Source organism: Nocardioides sp. (assembly GCF_041600255.1).
Classification (GTDB): Bacteria; Actinomycetota; Actinomycetes; order Propionibacteriales; family Nocardioidaceae; genus Nocardioides.
Map to the genome: position 1 here is coordinate 1 of NZ_JBFIKK010000019.1, position 20,889 is coordinate 20,889.

The window sequence follows — 20,889 nt, forward strand, 5'->3', positions numbered from 1 at the left end:
CCTGTGCGATCCACGCGCCGGGCGCGTTCCGTGAGGGTGGGGCCGGCTCGACGGCGTCTGCGTACCCGGTCTGACGGTGCGCGGTCGGCGCCCGCTCGGCGCTCGCTCGGCGCTCGGGCGAACTCGGTCGATCGGGTCTCGAGAACTCCCCAGAACTCCTCGCCAGCCGTACTAATATCATATATAGTCTGGTTCCGTCGGTCCCCGAGAGGTCGACGGATCGACAGTTAGCGTGGTTCTCGAGAGCGCACGCACGGTCAGAAGGAGCGTCATGAGTCTCAAGTACGTCCAGGAGCACCTCGACGAGGCCGGCCCCTCCGACGTCACCGCGACGTTCGCCGAGTGGCAGGCACTCGTCCAGCGGCTCAAGGACAAGGTCGCGGCGCGCTTCGAGCTGACCCGCGACCCCTCCACCGATCACCTGGAGAGCTTCGACGACGGCGGCACCGGCAGTGGCGCCCGCGGCCGCGTCCGCGGCTACACCGGACCGGAGATCGACTGGATGGTGCACTCCTTCATGGAGAACTCCGCCCAGGGGTTCTGCAACGTCCACCTGACGATCTGGCTCGGCCCGCACATCAAGGTGCCGCACTTCGGCATGGCCCTGGGCTGCTTCCCGCAGGGATGGCTCTACCTCGACTCGGTGCCGCGCTCCTACCTGGCGACCGACACCGAGTCCTTCGACAGGTACTACGAGCCGCTCAACGAGCGATGGGAGCAGGTCCAGCGCGACAACCCGTGGCTGGAGCCGTTCGTCAGCCGGAGCGCCTTCGTCCGGGCCGGCCTGTCCCCGACGGCCTTCTGCTACATGGGCGCCGACGCCGCCCAGATGACCCCCCTGGTCACCGAGCTCGCCGAGGAGCACCTGGACCGTTGGCTGGGCTGGATCGACGAGGCCGAGCAGGTCCCTGCCGAGGAGCGCGCCGCGCTGGCCGCCGACGACGAGGCGGTCCGGCGCAACATCGCCGAGCGCGACCCTGCCAACGTGATGGGCGACCGCTACTTCGGCGCCGAGACCACCCAGCGCCTGGTGCGCGCCCTGTGGGGTGGCGATCGCGTCCTGCCCCGCCCGGGGGTCTGATGCTCGTCCGTGCCGTGCGTTCGGCCGTCTCGATCCCGGGGGTCGAGGCGCCGTACGACACCGCGCACCTGACCATCCGTTATCCCGCCCGGCCCGCGCAGAGCGACGTGGAGCGGATGAGCGGGATGTTGGCGGCCGATCCCGGCGACGCGCCCTACCCCGTGGTCCTCATGCTGCCCGGCATCAACATCTCCTCGGAGACCTATCGGTGGCTCGCGGTGGCGATGGTCGAGGCGGGCACCGTGTGCGTCTCCTACGACTGGGTAGGTGAGCTCTTCCCCGGTCAGTACGGGCTGACCCCCGGTGTGGAGATGGCCGCGGTCACGCCCGAGGGCTACGGCTCGCGGCCGACCACGCCGGCTCCGAACGCGATCCTGGAGTCCCTCCGCGAGCGGCCGCCGGCCGTCCTCGACGGTCTGCTCGACCTCGACCGGGTCGCGTTCGTCGGTCACTCTGCCGGCGGCACGGTGGCGCTGCAGTCGGCCTCGCCGCGCTGGTTCCCGACGGTACGTGCCGTGGTGACCTACGGCGCCCACACCATGGCCTCCCAACAGCTCGGGCACCCGGCCGGCACGTTGCTGGCCTCACCCGCCGAGGCTCCGGTGATGCTCATCGGCGGCACCGAGGACGGGGTCGTCGCCGCCAGCGCGATCCGGTACGGCGAGGACGCCGGCGCACCGGCCCACGACCCGATCGAGCGGACCTGGCGCGAGGCGCTGGCCCCGACCACCGAGTCGTGGCTCCTCCTGCTCGAGGGTGCCGGTCACCTGCTGCCCTGCCACCCCGCGGACCCGACCTCCGCCCGCGGCTTCCTCGAAGCGCCCAAGGACTCAGCCCACGAGGAGCGTCTGCGCAGCCTGCTGGCCGAGGTGACCACCGCTTTCGTCGCCGCACACCTGCGCGGAACCCCCGAGGCCAAGGCCGCCCTCGAGGCACTGCTGGACCACCCGCCCGCCGAGCTTGCCGACGTCCGGCGTCGTTGATCCACGGCTGATCGACTCACAAGTAGGGAGACACGATGTTCAAGAACTTCTGGTACGCCGTCGAGTTCATCGACGACGTCAAGGTCGGCAGCCCCAAGAAGGTCAAGGTCCTCGGCCAGCAGTTGGTGCTCTACCGCAAGCCCAGCGACGGCAAGGTCGTGGCGATGTCCGACCTGTGCGTGCACCGGGGTGCGGCGTTGTCGGAGGGCACCGTCAAGGGCGACTGCATCGTGTGTCCCTACCACGGCTGGGAGTACGGCCCCGACGGTGCGGTGCAGAAGATTCCCGCACACCCCAACAAGGGCCTGCCGCGCAAGGCGCGCATCGACGCCTACCCGGTCGAAGAGAAGTACATGATGATCTGGGTCTTCATGGGCGACCTGCCCGAGGAGGAGCGTCCGCCGATCCCGGACTGGTCAGCGGTCGACGACACCGAGACCTTCCGTGCCGTCACCGGTGAGTTCCTGTGGCACTCCAACTACGAGCGCATCCTCGAGAACGGCGTCGACGTCGCCCACACGCCGTTCGTGCACGGCGGCGTCTTCGGCAACCCCGAGAAGCCCGAGGTCCCCGACTACGAGATCGAGGAGTCGCCCTGGCACTGCAAGGTCTCGGTCGTCCTCGAGCCGCCGGCGTCCAAGGGCTTGTGGGGGATGATCACCCCCAACCGCACCAAGGACATGACCAAGCGTCCTCCGGTGCCGGTCTCCACCACCTGGTGGCTGCCGAACGCGATCCTGCTCGAGGTCGACACCCCGATCGGACAGCTCAAGATCTTCGACGTCAACATCCCGATCGACGAAGAGACCACGCTGGTCAAGTTCATCGCGCTGCGGACGTTCTTCAAGGGCGCCTGGGCAGACCGGGACGCCAAGCGCCGCGTGATGAACGTCCTCTACCAGGACCGCGACGTCGTCGACACGGTCCGACCGGAGCTGCTGCCGTTCGACCTGTCCGACGAGCTCCACGTCAAGAGCGACTACAACTGCGTGCTCTACCGCCGCCGCCGCCAGCAGCTGATCGACATGGGCTGGGGCGTCGAGGGCAACACCATCGTCGGTGAAGGCACCGCTGCGCGCGTGGAGGCCCGGGTCATCCCGAGCCCCACCCGCAAGGAGGTCCCCGAGCTCGCCAGCGCGTGGAACTTCAAGGAGGTTCGCTCGCGCGAGCTGCTGAAGTCCGAGGCGGCCCGCCGATCGGCAGTCAGCACGCCGCTGACGCAGGCCACCCCCGACATTCCCGCCGAGGAACCGGAGTCGGTCGCGACCACCCCGGTCGAGACTCCCGGCACCCACCCCGACAACGTCACTACCTGAGGAGCCCGCGCATGAGCGAGTCTTTGCCCGGCGGTCTGTGCAACCGCACCCTCGACACGATCGTCGAGCGCAACAGGATGGTCGAGGTCGGCGAGCCGTACCTCACCCTGCACTCGGCGATGTCGCCGGACCCGGTCGGTGCGGTGCGCGTCTTCGGTCCCGGCCCCGAGACCACCGGGGCGGTCGAGAAGGTCGTCTACGTCGCCCTCGCGGTGCCGGCCATCGGCCTCGACAGCCACATGGTCTTCGCGTTCACGCGAGGCAACAGCCCGGTGCCGCACTTCACCCTCGACTCGGTGCACGCGCAGGGCACCTACGCCTTCCACCTCGACCTGATCCAGCGGGCCGAACTCGCCACGCACCTGACCTATCTCGACTGGTCGCACGCGCCGCTGTCACCGACGTACGACGACGTCGAGACCTGGGAGGGTCTCTCGGGCACCACCTTGGGCCCGCGTCAGTTCGCGATGATGTCGCCGTGGATGCTCGTGCACCGCGCGGACGAGGCGTCGTTCATCGCGATGGACGGCCCGGTGGGCGCCTACCTGGACCACTGGTCCTCGCTGGTGTTGGGCGAGGTGCCGGCCGACGTGCTGGCCGACGTCGCCGACACCGACCTCGCCGCACGCGACCAGCGCAACCGTGCCAACATCTTCAGCCCCGAGGTGGACCCGATCTGGGGTCAGGTCGCCCAGCTGCTGAACCCCGAGACGATGGAGGTCATGCGGCGCCAGCTGCTGGACAACACCATCCCCACCGAGCTCCCGGATTCGGTGCGCGCATGACCGCCGAACTCCAGGACGAGACCAGCTCCGAGTGGCAGCAGCTGATCCAGGGTGAGTGGCACGGTCGCCCCTGCCTGTTCGACGCCGAGGGAAACCACGTCGGGTACGAGCGGGTCGATCGCGCCAGCGTGGTCGAGGACGGGGTCGCACGCTACTGGATGAACACCCAGCTCGAGGCGCGCGGCCCGCTGAGGAACCGGTTCGAGCTCGGCGCCCAGTTCGACTTCGGGATCGTCGACTCCGACGAGAACCGCGTCTACTGCGGCCCCGACTTCTACGGCACGGGTCAGCCGTACGGGCTGTTCGTCGACGCGCACTACTACTCGCCCGGGTGGCAGGCCGACCTGCGGACCTGGAACCAGGTGCTGCCCGACGGCGAGACCCAGGTCTACTCCTCGGTTCTGCACGACGGCTGGGCCGTGTGCGCGGTCTTCAACGGCGTCTACAAGCGCACCTTCGACCACCGGACGAACCCGCAGACGCAGGCCTACGTGGACGATTGGATCGCCACCGAGACCCGACGCGGGCCGACCCCCCAGGTGCTGCCGACCAAGGAGCCGGGCGCCTGGACGGGGACGCTCTTCGTCCACGACGACACCCAGACCCAGATCGGCACCACGGAGGTCCGGATCGAGCACGACCCGATCGACCTGCGGCGGGCTCGGCACCACGTCGCCTGGGACGGCGTGCTGTCGCGCGACTACTCCTTCGAGCGCTACCGCGACGGTGCGCGCCTGCAGTACGACGGCCCCGAGGTCTTCGGCAACGCCACCGCCTACGGGCGGGCGCTGTTCACCAGCCAGCACCTGGTCGGCCCGGACGCCCGCGGGGTCGAGAAGATCCGGGGCCGCGAGGTGCTCATCGATGCCGAGTCCCGCGAGCTGGCGGTCGTCTGGCAGCTGCTCCGTGGCGACCGGACGACGCACTTCGTCCACGGTCTGCTCAGCTGGGCAGGGCGATGAGCGGTCGCGTCGTCGTCATCACCGGCGGCACGCGGGGGATAGGTCTGGGCCTGGCCCGCGAGCTGTCCGCCCGGGGCTGCCGGGTGGTGGTCTGCGGACGATCGGCCCACGCGGTCGACACGGCCGTCCTCACCCTCCAGGCCGCAGGCGCCGACGCCAGCGGAGCCGTGGCGGACGTCGGGGACCGGGCCGCGGTGCAGGCGCTGTGGGACCACGCGATCGCCCGCTACGGGCGCGTCGACATCTGGATCAACAACGCCGGGGTGTCCGCACCTCGCCGGCCGCTGCCCGAGGTCGATGCGGACGTGGCGGAGTCGGTGGTCCGCACCAATGTGCTCGGCGTCATGCACGGCTGCGCCGTCGCCCAGGCCGGCCTCGGCACCCAGACCGGTGGCGGATGGATCTGGAACATGGAGGGCTTCGGCTCCACCGGCCAGAAGCAGCCGGGCATGACCACCTACGGCGCGACCAAGCGGGCGGTCACCTACCTGACCGAGTCGTTGGTCAAGGAGCTGAAGGGCTCGCCGGTCAAGGTCGGCTTCCTCTCCCCGGGGATCGTGGCCACCGATCTCCTGGTCGACGACTACGAGGGACGGCCCGAGGAGTTCGAGCGGGTCAGGAAGATCTTCAACATCCTCGGCGACCGGGTCGAGACCGTGACGCCGTGGCTCGCCGACCGGGTGCTGGCCGCCGACAAGCACGGGGTCCGGGTTGCCTGGTTGACCACCCCCAAGGCCTTCGCCCGGTTCGCCACGGCCGGTTTCCGTAAGCGCGACATCTTCGTCCCCACCCTTGCCGAGTCCGCCTGATGGCCATCGATCCCTGCACCGAGTACGGCCTTGCGCTCGCGCTCGAGGACTTCGTCCCCGTGATCCTGGCCGGCGCCGGCGCGCTGGCGCTGGCTCGCACCTGCGGTCTGCGCCACCCCCGGGTCGCGATACCGGCGTTCGCCGGGGCCGTCCTGGTGACCGCGGGAGGCCTCGGTAAGGCGCTCTGGAAGACGCTCGTCGCCGCCGAGCCGTGCCGCAACGTGCCGCTCCTCGAGCAGCTGCTCTTCCCCTGCCTGGCCTTCGGCTTCGCCGCCCTGGCCTGGGCCGTGGTCTCGCTGCGCCGCGACGCCGTGGCCTCGCCCGTGCCCTACGTGGCGGCACCGCTGATCGGGTCCGTCGCCGCGGTGCTCACCGGCTCGATGGGGCCGCTGCTGGGCGTCGCCGCACTGGGTGCGCTGTGGATGGGCCTCAACGCCGCGACCCATGCCCGACTCCTCGGTCGGCACGGCGTGGCCGGGCTCTTCGTCGCCTACCTGATCGGGACCCTGATCCTGCCGCCGCTCGCTGCCCGACCCCACCAGTCGGAGGGGCTGCAGTGGATCGAGCAGGGCGTCAACAGCGTGGTCCAACTCTGTTTCCTGATCGGGTCGTCGGCGTTGTTGCGCCACGCCCAGACCCGGTCCTCGTCCGTCTCTCCCTCCACCTCAGCAGGAGCTCTGTCATGACCGATCGCCTCGGGTGGCGCCGCAAGTTCGGCGTCATCGCCCCCAGCACCAACACCATCGTCCAGCCGGAGTTCGCGATGCTCCAGGTGCCCGGCGTGACGGCGCACTTCTCGCGGATCCACATCCGGGACCAGAACATGGACTCCGACGAGGGGATGGAACGGCTGCTCGAGCAGATCCGGGCCGAGATCCAGGGCGCCTGCGAGCGGGTCCTGACCTGCGAGCCGGACTACATGGTGATGGGGATGAGCGCCGAGACCTTCTGGGACGGCGTCGAGGGCAACCGTGCCTTCAAGAAGCAGATCACCGACATCACCGGGCTGCAGGTGGCCACCGGTGCCGAGGCGTGCGAGCGCGCTCTGCACCTCTACGGCGCCAAGCGGATCGGCGTCGTCACTCCTTACCAGTCCGTGGGTGACGAGAACGTCGTGAAGTTCTTCGAGGAGCTCGGCTTCGAGGTGGCCGCGATCAAGGGTCTCAAGTGCCCGACGGCCGTCTCGATCGCCCACGTCACCGAGGCCGATCTGCGCGACGCGATCCACGAGGTGAACGGCCCCGACGTCGACGCCATCGTCCAGTGCGGCACCAACCTGTGCATGACCGAACTCGCCGACGAGGCCGAGCGCTGGCTCGACAAGCCGGTCATCGCGATCAACGCGGCCACCTGGTGGATGGCGCTGCGCGACAACGGCATCGAGGACCAGCTGCAGGGCTACGGATCGCTGCTCCGGGAGCACTGAGTAACCCAGCGAAGGTGGTGGCCGCCACAGGGCGGTCGCCACCTTTTCTGCATTTTTCCCTCTCGCGCGCCGGTGGGATCGGTTCTACTGAAGGCTCAGCTGATCTCTCCCGCCCCCGAGGAAGGGAATCGCGCACCGTGACGTCGGTCCACGTCCCCCCGCACCTGGCCGCTCTCTCGGCCCGTCCCCGCGCCTGCTGGGCTCGCTCCACCGGTTTTCGGGCAAACCCTTCTCAGGGCAAGCGATATCGTATATTCTCTATCCATGGAGCGTGATCGATCTCTTGCCGCGCGATCCGCTGCCGTCATCGCGAGCCTCGTCGTCGCGCTGTTCGGCTGCGGAGCCCTGGCGAGCGTCAACGGCAGCGCCACCGCCGGCGACGGGCCGGGGGTGGGGAGCTCGGTCAAGGTCGTGTTCGTCGCCGTCGATCTGGCCGCCGTCGCCCGGATCACCGGGTTCAACCTCGCCGACGCCGGCGACCTCGAGGCCCAGATGCAGGCCATGGAGGACTGGGTCAACGCCGACGGTGGTGTCGGTGGCCGCTTGCTGGACGCCGTCTACCGCCGCTACGACCCGGCCAACGACTCACCCGCGGCCGAGGAACAACTGTGCAACGAGATCACCCAGGACGACCGCGCGTTCGCCGCCGTGCTCACCGGCCAGCTGCAGGCCAACGCCCGACCCTGCTACGCCGCTCGCAAGACGCTGGTGCTCGACGCGACCCTGGTGGCCACCGACAACGCCCTGTTCAACCGGCTCGCGCCGTACCTGTGGAACCCGAGCTTCCCTGAGTACTCCGGCTTCGTGAAGGCCCTCATCTCCACGCTGGATGACGACGGATACTTCGAGGGCCGCACGACCGTCGGGGTGGTGGCGGCCGACAACGAGGTGAACCGCCGCGTCGTCGAGAAGCAGGCCGTCCCGATGCTCCGGAAACTCGGACTCGAGGCGGAGATCGGGTGGGTCGACACCACCGACCAGGGCTCGCTCTTCCAGGGCAACGACCAGGCGGCGCTGACGTTCCGTACCAAGAAGATCGACCGCGTCATGTTCCTCGGTGGAGCACGACTCGCCTCGATCTTCGGGGCGGTCGCCGCCGCCCAGAGCTACCAGCCCCGCCTGGCGCTCAGCAGCTTCGACAACCCAGGGTTCTTCGTCAACAACCCCGACACATTGCCGCCGAGCATGCTGGCCGGAGCGGTCGGGATCGGGTTCAACCCGTCCCAGGACGTCCCGGACTCCGAGCTGCCCTTCCCGTCGAGCGAGGCCGAGAAGCTGTGCGTCGACATCTACGCCGACGCCGGCATCACGTTCGTGTCGCGCGAGGCGGCTCGCGTGGCCCTCACGTTCTGCGACGCCGCCCGCCTGTTGAAGGCCGCCGGCGACAAGGTCACCGGGCCCTTCAACGCCACCACCTGGTCCGACGCCGCCCAGACCCTGGACGACTTCGAGACTGCCGCCGGCCTGGGCGCCGCCCTGGGCCGCGACTCCCACGCGGTCGCCGGGGACTACCGCGTCCTGCGCTACGACGAGTCCTGCCCCTGCTTCGTGTACGAGGGTGACAATGTCCCGATCCCATGACGTCACGGCGCCCGCTCTGAGCGTCGAGGGCGTCTCTGCCTCCTACGGCCCGCTCCAGGTCCTCTTCGACGCCTCGTTGCGCGTCGAGCAGGGCGAGATGGTCGCACTGCTCGGGCCCAACGGGGTCGGCAAGTCGACGCTGCTGAGGGTGATCGGCGGCCTGCTGCCGGCGACCGGCGGCACCATCCACCTCTTCGGGCGCGACGTCACGACCGCCTCGCCGCGCGACCGGGTCGAGACAGGCCTGTGTCAGGTCGTCGGTCAGGCCACGTTCCCCTCGCTCACGGTCCACGAGAACCTCGAGATGCACGGGTACACCGCGGCCGACCGCGCCTGGCACCGGGAAGCGGTCGACGCTTCCCTCGGTGTCTTTCCGAGGTTGGGAGCCCGACGGGACCAGCTGGCCTCGACGCTGTCGGGTGGTGAACGACAGATGCTCGCGTTGGCCAAGGCCGTCGTCCAGGACCCGCGGATCCTGGTGGTCGACGAGTTCTCGCTCGGCCTGGCGCCGGTCGTCGTCGGAGGCCTGATCGAGCTGGTGCGCAGGCTGAACGAGCGCGGCGCCGCCGTCCTCCTGGTCGAGCAGTCGGTCAACGTGGCCCTGTCGCTGGTCGACCGGGCCTACCTCATGGAGAAGGGCTCGATCATCGCCGAGGAGCACGCGGAGACGCTGCGTCACGACCCCGAGCGGCTGCGCGCCCTGATGCTGGGAGGCCACGCGTCATGATGGGTTTCGACTTCGGCATCGATCGCCTGGTCATCGGCGTCTTCACCGGCCTGACCTACGGGCTGCTCGCCGTCGGACTGGTGCTGGTCTACCGCTCCAGCAAGTTCGTCAACTTCGCCCACGGCTCGATCGGCGCCTTCGGCGCCTCCGTGCTGGGTGCCCTGGTGGTGGACCGCGGCGCGCCGTACTGGGTGGCGTTCCCGGTGGCCATCGTGGTCGCCGGCGCGCTCGCCGCGCTGGTCGAGATCGCCGTCGTACGACGCCTCACCGGGCGGCCGTCGCTGATCGGGATGATCGCGACCCTGGGGCTCTCCCAGTTCATCCTCGTGCTCGCCCTGATCATCAACACCGACGGGATCAGCGGGTTCACCTTCCCGGAGCCCGCCGGGTTCCCCTCCGTCGAGCTGGGCACGTTGGTGCTCGGCCCGCCCTACCTAGCGATGCTCGTGTTCGCGCCGATCCTGCTCTTCGGCCTCTCCCGGTTCCTGCGCGACACCCGCGTCGGGATGGGGATGCGCGCGGCCGCCGATGACAAGGACACGGCCCTGCTGGAGGGCATCCCCGCCAAGGCGATGACCACGCTCGCCTGGGCCATCGCCGGTGGCGTTGCTGCCTTCTCGGCGATCCTGGTCACCCCGACGACTGCCGGGCAGTCGATCGACACCCTGGGCCCGGACCTGCTGCTCAAGGGCCTGGCCGGCGCGGTCTTCGCCCGGATGTCGTCGATCCCAATGGCCATCTCGGCCTCGATCGGCGTCGGCGTCCTGGAGCAGGTGCTGCTGTCCAACCCCGACACCCGCAGCCTGGTGAGCGTGGTCATCGGCGGCTCGATCGTGATCGCCCTGCTCCGTCAGCCGGAGCTCGGCCGCGCCGGACTGCAGCGCGAGCGCTGGCGGCGCATCATCGTCGAGCCCCTGCCGGAGGCCTACGGACGGGTGCGTGCGATCGCCTGGCTGCCGCGCGCGCTCGTGGCGGTGCTGGCCGTGGTCGCGGTGGGGCTCGCCTCCGTGGTCAGCAACAACACCGCCTCGGTCCTGATCAGCGTCGCCGGTTTCGCACTGGTCGGTCTGAGCGTCGGTCTGCTCACCGGGACCCTGGGACAGCTGTCCCTGGGCCAGTTCGCCTACGCCGGCATCGGGGCGGCGATCTCGGTGCAGACCATGCAGCTGACCGACAACTTCGTGATCGGCGCGCTGGGGGGCGTGGCCGCGGCAGCGCTGGCCGCCACCCTGATCGGGATCCCGGCGCTGCGACTCAAGGGCCTGGCGCTGGCCGTCTCCACGCTGGCGTTCGCCCTGGCCACCACGGCCTGGCTGCTGCGCCAGGGCGCGTTCCTCGGCGACGGTGTCCAGCCCCCGAAGCCGACCTGGTTCGGCTTCACGCTCGACCTCGCGGTGCACTACTACCTGTTCGCGCTGCTGATGCTCGCGCTCGGACTCTGGGTCGCCGGCAACCTCCGTCGCAGCGGCTTCGGTCTCGCTCTCGCCGCGCTGCGCGACAACGAGGACGCCGCCCGGGCCTTCACCGTGCCGAGTCGTCGTCGCAAGCTGCAGCTCTACGCCCTCTCGGGTGCCATCGCGGGTCTCGGCGGCGTGGTGATCGGCCACAGCCAGACGCTGCTGACGGTCAACTCGTTCCCGGCGTCCGCCAGCATCGACGTGGTCGCGCTGACCGTCATCGGTGGTCTCGGGGTGACCGCCGGACCGCTGATCGGTGCACTGGTCATCGTCGGCCTGCCCGGCCTGCTCGACCTGGGCCTGCCCGGTCAGGCCGTCCTGGCCCTGGCGTGGCTGGCGGTGGTGGTCCTGCTGCCCGAGGGTCTCGGCGGACTGCTGGTCCGACTGCGCGACCGGGTCGCCGACGCCCTCGCACGACGTGCCGGCATCGACGTCGTCGCCGTCCGCGAGGGAGACGGGCTGCCCAAGACGTCCCCGTTGCAGGCACAGCCGGACCTGACCGGCCTGGGGCAGGCCCAGCCCGCCTCGCTGGGAGGCGGTCCGATCCTGATGGTCAGTGGACTCTCGCGCCGCTTCGGTGGGGTGGTGGCCGTCGACGGGGTGGACCTCGTCGTGAACGAGGGCGAGATCCTCGGGATCATCGGGCCCAACGGCGCCGGCAAGACCACGATGTTCGAGATGATCGCCGGCTTCACCTCGGTCGACACCGGAGAGGTCGTCTTCGAAGGCCGCGACGTCACCGGGGTGACCCCCGAGGGGCGCGCTCAGCTCGGTCTGGTGCGCTCCTTCCAGGACGCGGCCCTCTTCCCGTCCCTGACCGTCCGCGAGGCGATCATGGTCGCCCGCGAGCGCATCGAGCACACCACGCTGTGGAGTGCCGCGTTGGGCGTGCGGACCTCGCAGCTGCGCAAGGCGGAGGCGACCGAGGAGCTGATGGAGCGCCTACGCCTGACGCCGTACGCCGACGTCCTGATCGCCGAGCTGTCGACCGGGACGCGCCGGGTGGTCGAGATCGCCTGCCTGCTGACGCTCCAGCCGCGGGTGCTGCTGCTGGACGAGCCGTCCGCGGGCATCGCCCAGACCGAGACCGATGCGCTCGGCGACCTGCTGCTCGGTATCCGTGAGCAGCTCGGGACCACGATGGTCATCATCGAACACGACCTTCCGCTGCTCTCCCGCCTGAGCGATCGCATGCTCGCGATGAACCTCGGCACGGTGATCGCCAGCGGAACTCCGGACGAGGTGCGCAACCACCCGGACGTGGTGCGTTCCTACCTGGGCATGGACGCCGAGACGAGTGCGGCGGTCCACCGTTCGGGCCCGGGGGAGCTGCTCGGGGCTGGACTGGACCGCGACCGAATCGATCTCGAAGGAGTGACTCCACGCTGAATTCTTCGTTAGCCACGTCACAGGCCCGTAGGGGAAACGAAACCACGTGGACAGCGAAGGCAGGCGCCATCCACGGGGAACTGATCGGGGAAACAGCAGTGAAAGCAATGACAAGATTCCTGCCGACACGACTCGGCAAGGTGTGCCTGGCCCTGACGGCCTGGCTCATCCTGGGCCTGGTGGTCGCACCCGCGAGCTTCGCGGCTCCCGCGTTGAGCGTGAGCGCGACCGAGGGTCTCACCGATGGCCAGACCATCACGGTGGACGGTTCCGGCTTCGCGCCGAACCTCAAGGGCATCGCCGTCGGGCAGTGCCGCACCGGGTACGTCGGACCTGCGGACTGCAACCTGTCGGGAGGTGCGACGTTCCGCAACGCTGACGCCAGCGGGAGCATCGCGACCGTCACCCTCAAGCTCGCGGTGACCTTCGGTGACGTCGACTGCCTCAAGGAGCAGTGCATCATGGCGGCCGCGCCGCTGCCCACGACCTCGGGTCCCGAGGAGGTGGCGGCGAACACCGTCGAGGTGCCGCTCTACTTCGGCGACGCCGCCCCGGCCGCCGCCCCCGCTGCTCCCGCGGCGCCCCCCGCGGCGGCGCCCGCCGTACTCACCCCTGCCGCCGGCGACCAGGACGGATCCTCGACGCCGCTGGTGCTGACCAGCGCCGCCCCGGCGGACAACTCGGTGCTCTATGTGTTGATCGCCACCAATCTGCTGTTGGCCGGTGCCGGTCTCTTCCTCGGGCTGACGCGACCTGGTCAGTTCCGTCGTCGGGCGGTGACCCGATGACGGGGCGCAGCACGAAGCGGGGCAGCTCCACCCGCGTGGGGCGCTGGCTCGGGCGGGTCTCGCTGCTCGCCGCGATGGTGATGACGTCGGTGCCGTTGATGGCTTCGCCGGCCGCGGCCGTCGAGCCGATCGGCGGTTGCTGGATCTGGTTCTACGCGCCACCGACGTACGACATCTCCTCGAAGCTGGCCCCGTGGGCGAACCCCGAGGCAGATCCCAAGGGCCCGGCCGACCACACCATCACGTTGTCGCCCTCGGCTCCCCAGCCCGGCAGCAAGGGCACGCTGACCTACTCGTTCAACAAGGGCCCGGAGAACGCCGGACCGTCCGCCCAGGTCAAGGGGGTCTTCTCCTTCTCGGTCAACGGCGGCAAGCCCTTCAGCAAGGAGATCGACTTCGGGTTGATCTCGACCGGGCAGAGCATCCCGGGTACGACGATGGACGTCCCGTTCACGGTCGAGGAAGGTGTCAACGAAGTCGTCTTCGAGGGCGTGAGCTTCCGGGCGGAGTCCTTCAGCGTCGCGATCGAGTGCAATGGGCAGGAGTCCGGCACCGCGAAGAAGAACCCGCGCAGCCACCCCGAACCCACCAACGTCAAGGCGTCGGTGACCAGCTCCGGCTCGTCCACCGGCGGCCCGGACCCCACCGGATCCGGCGATCTCTGCATCCCGTTCGACCTGCCCATCCCCAACCCGCTGCCGTGCGCTGAGCAGAACAACGGCGGCGGCAACGGCGGCGGAGGCGGCAACGGCGGCGGAGGCGGCAGCGGCGGCGGCGGAGGAAACGGCGGCGGCGGCGGAGGCAACGGCGGCGGAGGCGGTGGCACCGGAGGCGGTGGCGCCGGCGGGGGCGGCGGATCGACCTCGTCCGGGGTCAGCGGAGGAACGCCGGCCAAGGGCCCGACCGACTTCGACTGCGTGCTGCAGCCCTTCGAGGCGCCGTTCGACTACACGCCCACGGCCAGCGTGGCGGGCTCTCGCAAGGCGTCCTCCGACCCGGTGTCGCTGCTGGCGAACTTCACCGACCTGCCCGGCATCGCGCCGGTTCCGATCGACGGGCCGATGGAGGTGACGGTCGACCTCACGGTCGGGGGCAAGGACACGAAGGTCAGTGGCGTCGGCGATGTCAACGTCCCGCCCAAGAGTCCGGTTCCGGTCCCGGACCTGACCGGTTCGGTCGCGGCGAGCGGGGACGACCTCCCGGTCGCCGTGCGGGCGTTCACGTTCTACTTCCCCACGTTCGACATCACCGGCAACTGCAAGGCCACCAAGGGTGACCTCGGCACGATGACGGTGGGCTCCGGCTCGTTGGGCGGCGCCGGCGGTGCCGGTGGTGCCTCCGGAGGCAGCACGGGCGGAACGAGCGCGGCCGGGGCGCCCACGGTCGGCACCCCGACCGCCGGAGCTCCCGGAGTCGTCGGCAGCATCTCCCAGGACCTGTCACTGCTCGACGTGCGCATGGAAGGGGCGCGCTCCCTCGCCGAGTTCTTCGGTGCTGCTCCGCGGCGGACGTTGGTCCTGGTGGTGCAGAACGTCGGCGCATCGGCGATCGACAAGCCGTACGTCGCCATGGCCATGGGCCGCGACGACGACCTGACGCCGCAGCCGATGGACGTCCGGGTCGGGGCTCTGCAGCCCCAGCAGACCCAGCGCATCGAGATCCCGATGCAGATGCCCCGGGCCGGCATGGGCACCTACCAGCTGGTCGGGCAGGTCGGGACGACGCAGAACGGCACCTTCGGAACCAGTTCCCAGACCTATCCGTGGGGGCTGTTCCTGCTCAACCTGGTCGCCATCGGCCTGCTGGCGTGGGGGTGGCGCCGGCGTCGGTCGGGCGCCCTCTCGACGGCGGTCGCCACCAGTGCGGAGGGTTCGGACGACTCGAACCGCGATTCCGGACGGTGGGCCGGTCCTCGCGGCAACGACGAGGCGACCATCGACCTGGCGGTCCTGGACCGGTGGTTCGGCCGACCTCGGCGTCGCATCCCGGGTATCGCCTGAGTCCAGGCGCTGACCAGAACCCCGGCACCGCCTGGCACGTTCAGGCGGTGTCGGGGTTCTGTCCGATGGTCTCGAGCGCGGAGCGGAACTCGGCATAGCGCGTGGCGCCGACGTCGCGCGCCAGCCTCTGTTCCACCTCGACCATGGCGCGGTCGGCGGCGTCGCTGATCCGGTCGCCGGCCTCGGTCCGGCGCACCAACCACGCCCGACCGTCCTCCGGGTCCGGCGTACGCAGCACCAAGCCGTCGGTCTCGAGGTGGTCGACGAGCGTGGCGATCGCCTGCTTCGTGACCAGGGCGCGTTCCGCGAGCGCCTGCTGACGGATTCCCCCGGGTGGGATGAGCTGCACGATGCGCAGGCGGCGATGACCGAGCCTGGCGACCTCGTGGTCGATCACCGCGTCGAACTCCCGCGACACCCGCAACAGCACCGACTCGAGCCAGCGGTACAGGTGCTGGGGGAGTGCTGTCTCGTCGCGTTCGGTCACCTGAGGAGACTAGCGGATTAGTCATGGCCCTTGACTAAGTAGTCAACGGCCATGACAATATATTATCTACGAACCGAGAGATGGAGGGTTCCCGTGAGGGTTCTGGTGGTGGGCTGCGGCCTGGTCGGCAAGGAGCTCGCACGCATGCTGCGGGCGAACGGACATGTCGTGGTCGGGACGACCACGACCCCCGGGAAGGTCGGCACGCTTCAGGACGTGTGCGACGAGGTCGTCGTCCTCAAGGGCGGCGACCGCGACAAGGTGCACGCCGCGGCTGCGGACGTGGACGCCGTCGTCGTGCTCGCCGGGCCGGCCGCCGCTCAGGCGATGACGGTCGAACAGCGCCAGCGGACCTACCGCAGCGTGCTCGTCGACACCGCCGAGTCGGTTGCCAGCATCCCCGGCAACCCCTACATCGTGATGCTCTCCTCGCTCTCGGTGTACGGCGACGCCGCCAACCACCTCGACGTCATCGACGAGTCGGCGCCGCTGACCCAGAGCGACGACCCCAGCCCGGCGATGTTCCAGGAGGCCGAGCGCACCTACCGCGCGGCGGCCGCGGACCGCCTCGCGATCCTCCGCAGCGCCGACATCGCCGGTGGCGAGGACCCGCCGGTCATGGACAAGTTGCGGATGGCCCACCAGGTGCTCGGCGGCTCCGTGCCCTTCCACGACGAGGCGCTGTTCTACCGGATCAACGTGCTCGACGTCGCCCGTGCCGTCATCCACATGCTCGAGGGCCGCCACGTCGGCACCTTCAACATGACGCATCCCGAAGTGCCGCCGGCGCTGCAGCCCTACTTCGACACCATGTGCGCGCTGGACGGTCTGCCGCCGCTGGAGTACCGCAACGAGTTGCGCGCCCCCACCAAGCCGGTCTCCGTCGACGCGCTGCTGGCCACCGGCTTCCGGCTCGAACACACCGAGGTCGAGCGGATGCCCGAAGAGGGCGCGGTGGCACCCCCCAGCGCCTTGGCCGACGTCGACCGGACCGGTCGCGAGATCGTCACCGCCGCGTTGGAGCGCATCGTCTCCGACCTCGGCCTGGTCGAGGAGACCGGTCCCGACGGCGCAGCTGCGCTGCCCCTGACCGGTGCCGGCGGTCCTCTGGACGGCAAGTCGATCGGCGCGTTCCGGGTCTTCACCCGCGAGGACGGGGTCCGCGTGGTCTACAGCGTGCTGGCCGTGGACGACTTCGGCATGGACACCCACCAGATCTATGCCTTCACCCCGGCGTCCGGAGCGGTGCCGCACCTGTTCCTCGACACCGCGATCTCGCCCAACACCGACGGCACCTTCCACTTCGGTCTCGACCTGGTGCCGCGGGTCGACCTCGGCGTCAGCCTGGACTACAGCGAGGCCGTCTACGGCCCGGTGGCCGAGGCCCGTGCCGAGGCGCTGGGTCGGCCCGGTGTGATGCCGGTGCCGTCCATCGGTCCGCTCCAGTGGTCGATCCGCTCCCCGTGGATGGTCGCCGCGATCGTGCGCCCCGAGGACCTGCGGGGCCTCGCCGACGTCGTCGACTCCTACGTCGACCAGTGGGTCGAACTGGTCCAGAAGGGTCTGCCCGAGAGCGCCGCTGCGGATGCGGCCGGGGTCGACCTCGCTGCACGCGACGCGCGCAGCCGGGCGGCGATCTTCTCCCCGCGCACCAACCCGGTCTGGGGATTCCTGGACCGCCTGGTCGGCGCCGACGCGGCGCGGGCGATGGTGGACCTGCTCTCCCGGCAGAGCTGAGGGTGCGCTTGCGCACGGGGGGTCGCGGGAGGTCGGACGAGGCCTTCCGCGACGTCCCCCTGCGGGACAACTGGTACCAGGCCAGCTCTTACTGGCCCTCGTCGTTCGCGCTCGTGACCACGGTCGACGAGCACGGCGAGACCAACGTGGCGCCTTACCAGCTGAGCTTCCCGTTCGAGGTGATCGGCGGCCGCTCGCTGCTCCTGATCAGTCGGCAGGGGTCCAACACCGAGCGCAACATCAAGCGCACCGGCGTGTGCTCGTTGAACTACGTCGAGTTCGACCGTCGGGCCCTGAAGAAGATCGTCAGCCTCGGCTACCCCGGTCAGAGCACCGCGGAGAAGAGCGGTGACAACCCGTACACCCTGGTCTCGAGTCCGACCTCGGGGCGGGAGGCCGACGGTCACCGCTTCCCGCACCTCCTGGGCGAGGCGTTCCAGGTCTACGAGTGCTCGTGGGACGTCGACCAGCCGGTGCGGGACGACGGAGCGACGCCGGAGTACTTCGTCCTGCGCATCGAGCACGTGCTGCTCAAGGAGCGGTGGGCGCGCAACCTCGGAGACGAGGCGACGGCCATGCCGCGGATGCCCATCACCTTCGGCTTCCGTGGCGGAACCCAGTTCTGGTTCGCCGAGCTGCGCAAGCCGTTCATGCTGAGGACGCCGACCGACAAGGGGCCGAAGGAGGAGGCGATCCTCTACGAGGCCAACCGGATCGACCCGGACGTCGCCTTCACCCGCGAGGCCTGCCAGCAGCTGACCGGCATCCCGCGCCCCTTCGTGAAGGTCGCGCTGAGGGGGATCATCACGAAGGCCAAGGAGCGGGGCGTCAGCGTCGTCGACGTGGAGTTCGTCGAGCTCGTCAACGCCGAGCGCCAGCGGAGCGGGTCCGCCTAGGCAGACCCGCTCCGGGCGATCAGTCGAGTTCGGCGATCTGGCCCAGGCCGGCGCGTGCGGCGACCAGTTCCTCGACCCGCTCGGCGCCGAGGAACTTCTTCGACAGCTCGTTCATCGGGTCCAGCGTGTAGCCGTAGCGGCGGACCAGGTGGTCGCGCTCGCGCAGGGCGGCACGCTCCTCGACCGGCACGGGCTGGGCGTCGCGCACCCATCCCAGCCAGGTGTCGACGCGCTCGAGCACCGAGCGACGCAGGGTCTCGACCACGTCGTCGGAGCGCTCGGCCATGTAGGAGTTGGCGACCGGCGAGTTGAAGGCCCGCATGTAGGTGCCGTGGCTGACCGACCAGGTGAACCGGTCGTCACCACGCAGGGAGAGGAACGACTGGTTGAGCGGCTCGTAGTAGCGCTCCAGGTAGTCGACGTCCGTCATCAGGTCGCGGCGGGCGACGAAGTCGTTGAAGTGGAAGATCTGGGGCACCGTGCCGAAGACGATCACCAGGTGCGGGACGTCGATGTGCGGCCCGAGCCAGACCTGCAGGTTCATGTCGAGGATCGACGCCTTGCGGTTGCCGATCCACGAGTGCACAAGCCACTCGACCCCGGTGTCGGGGTCCCCGACGTAGGGGTTGAGCGACCCTTCGTACGCGCCGTCGTCGGTGACCCAGTAGTCGAGGCCGGCGCCCGAGGCGTGCGGCACGACCGCCAGCTCTGCGGTGATCCGGTCCTTCGCCTCGCTGAGGATCTCCCAGAACGACGCCCACAGCTCGGAGCTGTCGACGTCGGGGGCCTCGGCCAGGAATTCGTGGATGGTCTTGGTCTGGATGCTTGCACTCACGAACGGCAGCATATTCATATATGATCTATGAATCTAGCCCCGGAGTCGATTTGTCAGGAGTGCCGCCGTGATCGTGGTGATCAGTCAGGCCTGGACCAAGCCGGGCGAGGAGCACGCGCAGGCCTACATCGCACTGAACGGCGAGTTCGGCCGCTTCTTCGCCGAGCACCCCGGCTTCCGCGGCCGGAGGCTGGTGCGGGGCATCGAGGACCCCACCCACTTCACCCACCTGCGCTGGTTCGACAGCGTCGAGAGCTACGAGTCCTGCACCCGGGCCGAGGGGTACGTCGCCCACACCGAGGCGATGTACGAGCACCTGCGCCCCTACGACTCCTACCCGCGCGAGTACGCCGAGGTGGTCCTCGACGAAGCCGGCCAGCACGATCCCGGCCGGCACGATCCCGACGGTCTGCCCGCATGACGACGTACGTCCTGATCCACGGCGCCTTCCGTGGGGGGTGGGCCTGGCAACGGGTCCGTCCGCTGCTGGTCGCGGCCGGTCACCAGGTCTTCGCGCCGAGCCTGCTCGGGTGTGGGGAGCTGGCGGCATGGGCCGACCGGGTGACGGGTCTGGACGTGTGGGTCGACCAGGTCTGTGCCCTCCTCGAGCACGAGGACCTCACCGAGGTGGTGCTGGTCGGGCACAGTCAGGGCGGCGTGATCGCCTCGGCGGTCGCCGCGACCGCGCCTCACCGGATCGCCCACCTGGCCCATCTCGACGCCGGCGTCCCGCAGCCCGGCGAGCGCGCGGTCGACCTCAGCGGTGGCGTCGCCGACCTGCCGCCCCGCGACACCCTGATCCCCGCCCGCCCCCTCGAGGCCACCGGCGACCTGGACACGGCCACGGCCGCCTGGGCGAGCGCCCGCCTGACGCCGGTTCCGTTCGCTCCGTCGCTGGATCCGGCCCCCACTCCGCTCACCCCGGTGCCCGCCCGGTTCGCCTTCTGCGCCCGGACCCCCGCGGGCTACCCGAGCCAGCTCACCCGGGCCCGTTTGGACGCGTCCGGCACGGCGTACGACGTCCTCGACACCCATCACGACGCACCCCTGACCCGGCCCGACCTCGTGGCCCAGTGGCTGGAGCAAGGAGTACCCGCATGAGCGAGCAGCACCAGATCGCCACCGGCTGGCAGGGCCGGTTCTTCGAGGACTTCGAGGTCGGCGCGATCTACCAGCACCCGCTGGGTCGCACGGTCACCGAGACCGACAACACCTGGTTCACGTTGATGACGATGAACACCAACCAGATGCACTTCAACGCCGAGTACGCCGCGCGGTCGGAGTTCGAGCGCCCGCTGGTCGTCTCCACGCTGACGGTGGCGATCGCGGTGGGACAGAGCGTGACCGACCTGACCCAGAACGCCTTCGCGAACCTCGGCTGGGACGACATCAGGATGACCCACCCGGTCTTCGCCGGCGACACCCTCTACAGCGAGTCGATCGTGCTGGAGAAGCGTGAGTCCGGCTCGCGCCCGCACGCCGGGATCGTCACCGTCCGGACCCGGACCCTGAACCAGGACGGAGCAGAGGTGTGCTCCTTCCGGCGCACCTTCTACGTCTACAAGCGCGGCGCCGAGCAGGTCGAGAACCTCTTCCCGGTCGCCCTCAACCCCCTCACCCTGGACTGAGC

General features: G+C 69.8%; 20 protein-coding genes. 18 read left to right on the forward strand and 2 right to left on the reverse strand.

The features are described 5' to 3' along the window. Window positions 1–271 precede the first annotated feature (271 nt). From ABZE72_RS04025 to ABZE72_RS04085, 13 genes are all read left to right on the forward strand, one after another. The gene (locus ABZE72_RS04025; protein ID WP_372727729.1) at window positions 272–1,081 is read left to right on the forward strand and encodes a hypothetical protein; all 810 of its coding nucleotides are present in this window, start codon (window positions 272–274) and stop codon (window positions 1,079–1,081) included. Next, window positions 1,081–2,064, forward strand: coding sequence for an alpha/beta hydrolase family protein (locus tag ABZE72_RS04030; RefSeq protein ID WP_372727730.1), 984 nt, complete (start codon window positions 1,081–1,083; stop codon window positions 2,062–2,064). Before ABZE72_RS04025 ends, ABZE72_RS04030 begins: the two co-directional genes overlap by 1 nt. A gap of 35 nt (window positions 2,065–2,099) precedes the next feature. Beyond that, window positions 2,100–3,380 carry a Rieske 2Fe-2S domain-containing protein gene (locus ABZE72_RS04035; protein WP_372727731.1) on the forward strand — a complete coding sequence of 427 codons (1,281 nt, stop codon included), beginning with the start codon at window positions 2,100–2,102 and terminating at the stop codon, window positions 3,378–3,380. Between the two features lie 11 nt (window positions 3,381–3,391). Further along, window positions 3,392–4,165: a hypothetical protein gene (locus tag ABZE72_RS04040; protein WP_372727732.1), complete on the forward strand. Its 774-nt coding sequence runs from the start codon at window positions 3,392–3,394 to the stop codon at window positions 4,163–4,165. Then, window positions 4,162–5,127: a hypothetical protein gene (locus ABZE72_RS04045; RefSeq protein ID WP_372727733.1), complete on the forward strand. Its 966-nt coding sequence runs from the start codon at window positions 4,162–4,164 to the stop codon at window positions 5,125–5,127. Before ABZE72_RS04040 ends, ABZE72_RS04045 begins: the two co-directional genes overlap by 4 nt. Beyond that, complete coding sequence (locus ABZE72_RS04050) at window positions 5,124–5,936, forward strand: SDR family NAD(P)-dependent oxidoreductase (protein WP_372727734.1); 813 nt, start codon at window positions 5,124–5,126, stop codon at window positions 5,934–5,936. Before ABZE72_RS04045 ends, ABZE72_RS04050 begins: the two co-directional genes overlap by 4 nt. Continuing rightward, window positions 5,936–6,622, forward strand: a complete 687-nt coding sequence (locus ABZE72_RS04055; RefSeq protein ID WP_372727735.1) for a hypothetical protein — start codon at window positions 5,936–5,938, stop codon at window positions 6,620–6,622. The genes ABZE72_RS04050 and ABZE72_RS04055 overlap by 1 nt, the downstream gene beginning before the upstream one ends. After that, window positions 6,619–7,362 (forward strand): hypothetical protein, encoded by a 744-nt coding sequence (locus tag ABZE72_RS04060; RefSeq protein WP_372727736.1) that lies wholly within the window; start codon window positions 6,619–6,621, stop codon window positions 7,360–7,362. The genes ABZE72_RS04055 and ABZE72_RS04060 overlap by 4 nt, the downstream gene beginning before the upstream one ends. A gap of 264 nt (window positions 7,363–7,626) precedes the next feature. After that, complete coding sequence (locus tag ABZE72_RS04065; protein ID WP_372727737.1) at window positions 7,627–8,943, forward strand: hypothetical protein; 1,317 nt, start codon at window positions 7,627–7,629, stop codon at window positions 8,941–8,943. After that, the gene (locus tag ABZE72_RS04070; protein ID WP_372727738.1) at window positions 8,927–9,670 is read left to right on the forward strand and encodes an ABC transporter ATP-binding protein; all 744 of its coding nucleotides are present in this window, start codon (window positions 8,927–8,929) and stop codon (window positions 9,668–9,670) included. Before ABZE72_RS04065 ends, ABZE72_RS04070 begins: the two co-directional genes overlap by 17 nt. Continuing rightward, window positions 9,667–12,516, forward strand: a complete 2,850-nt coding sequence (locus ABZE72_RS04075) for an ATP-binding cassette domain-containing protein (RefSeq protein WP_372727739.1) — start codon at window positions 9,667–9,669, stop codon at window positions 12,514–12,516. Before ABZE72_RS04070 ends, ABZE72_RS04075 begins: the two co-directional genes overlap by 4 nt. 107 nt (window positions 12,517–12,623) lie before the next feature. Beyond that, the gene (locus ABZE72_RS04080) at window positions 12,624–13,304 is read left to right on the forward strand and encodes a neocarzinostatin apoprotein domain-containing protein (protein ID WP_372727740.1); all 681 of its coding nucleotides are present in this window, start codon (window positions 12,624–12,626) and stop codon (window positions 13,302–13,304) included. Then, entirely contained in the window at window positions 13,301–15,304 is a 2,004-nt protein-coding gene (locus ABZE72_RS04085) for a hypothetical protein (protein WP_372727741.1), read from the forward strand. Before ABZE72_RS04080 ends, ABZE72_RS04085 begins: the two co-directional genes overlap by 4 nt. 40 nt (window positions 15,305–15,344) lie before the next feature. On the opposite strand, the gene ABZE72_RS04090 is transcribed toward ABZE72_RS04085, so the two are convergent. Further along, window positions 15,345–15,791, reverse strand: a complete 447-nt coding sequence (locus ABZE72_RS04090) for a MarR family winged helix-turn-helix transcriptional regulator (RefSeq protein ID WP_372727742.1) — start codon at window positions 15,789–15,791, stop codon at window positions 15,345–15,347. Window positions 15,792–15,884: 93 nt separating this feature from the next. Between ABZE72_RS04090 and ABZE72_RS04095 the strand changes: the two genes are divergently transcribed. Next, on the forward strand, window positions 15,885–17,528 hold the full coding sequence (locus ABZE72_RS04095) for an NAD-dependent epimerase/dehydratase family protein (protein ID WP_372727743.1): 1,644 nt from the start codon (window positions 15,885–15,887) through the stop codon (window positions 17,526–17,528). Window positions 17,529–17,530: 2 nt separating this feature from the next. Continuing rightward, window positions 17,531–18,424: a hypothetical protein gene (locus tag ABZE72_RS04100; protein WP_372727744.1), complete on the forward strand. Its 894-nt coding sequence runs from the start codon at window positions 17,531–17,533 to the stop codon at window positions 18,422–18,424. Window positions 18,425–18,443: 19 nt separating this feature from the next. On the opposite strand, the gene ABZE72_RS04105 is transcribed toward ABZE72_RS04100, so the two are convergent. Beyond that, a complete protein-coding gene (locus ABZE72_RS04105; protein ID WP_372727745.1) occupies window positions 18,444–19,259 on the reverse strand; it encodes a hypothetical protein in 816 nt (271 codons plus the stop codon). 67 nt (window positions 19,260–19,326) lie between these two features. Here ABZE72_RS04105 and ABZE72_RS04110 point away from each other — a divergent pair, with 67 nt between their 5' ends. From ABZE72_RS04110 to ABZE72_RS04120, 3 genes are read left to right on the forward strand one after another with little or no spacing between them, the layout of a single operon-like run. Next, window positions 19,327–19,680, forward strand: a complete 354-nt coding sequence (locus ABZE72_RS04110) for an antibiotic biosynthesis monooxygenase (RefSeq protein WP_372727746.1) — start codon at window positions 19,327–19,329, stop codon at window positions 19,678–19,680. Next, the gene (locus ABZE72_RS04115; protein WP_372727747.1) at window positions 19,677–20,360 is read left to right on the forward strand and encodes an alpha/beta fold hydrolase; all 684 of its coding nucleotides are present in this window, start codon (window positions 19,677–19,679) and stop codon (window positions 20,358–20,360) included. The genes ABZE72_RS04110 and ABZE72_RS04115 overlap by 4 nt, the downstream gene beginning before the upstream one ends. Further along, window positions 20,357–20,887, forward strand: a complete 531-nt coding sequence (locus ABZE72_RS04120) for a MaoC family dehydratase (protein ID WP_372727748.1) — start codon at window positions 20,357–20,359, stop codon at window positions 20,885–20,887. Before ABZE72_RS04115 ends, ABZE72_RS04120 begins: the two co-directional genes overlap by 4 nt. Window positions 20,888–20,889 lie beyond the last annotated feature (2 nt).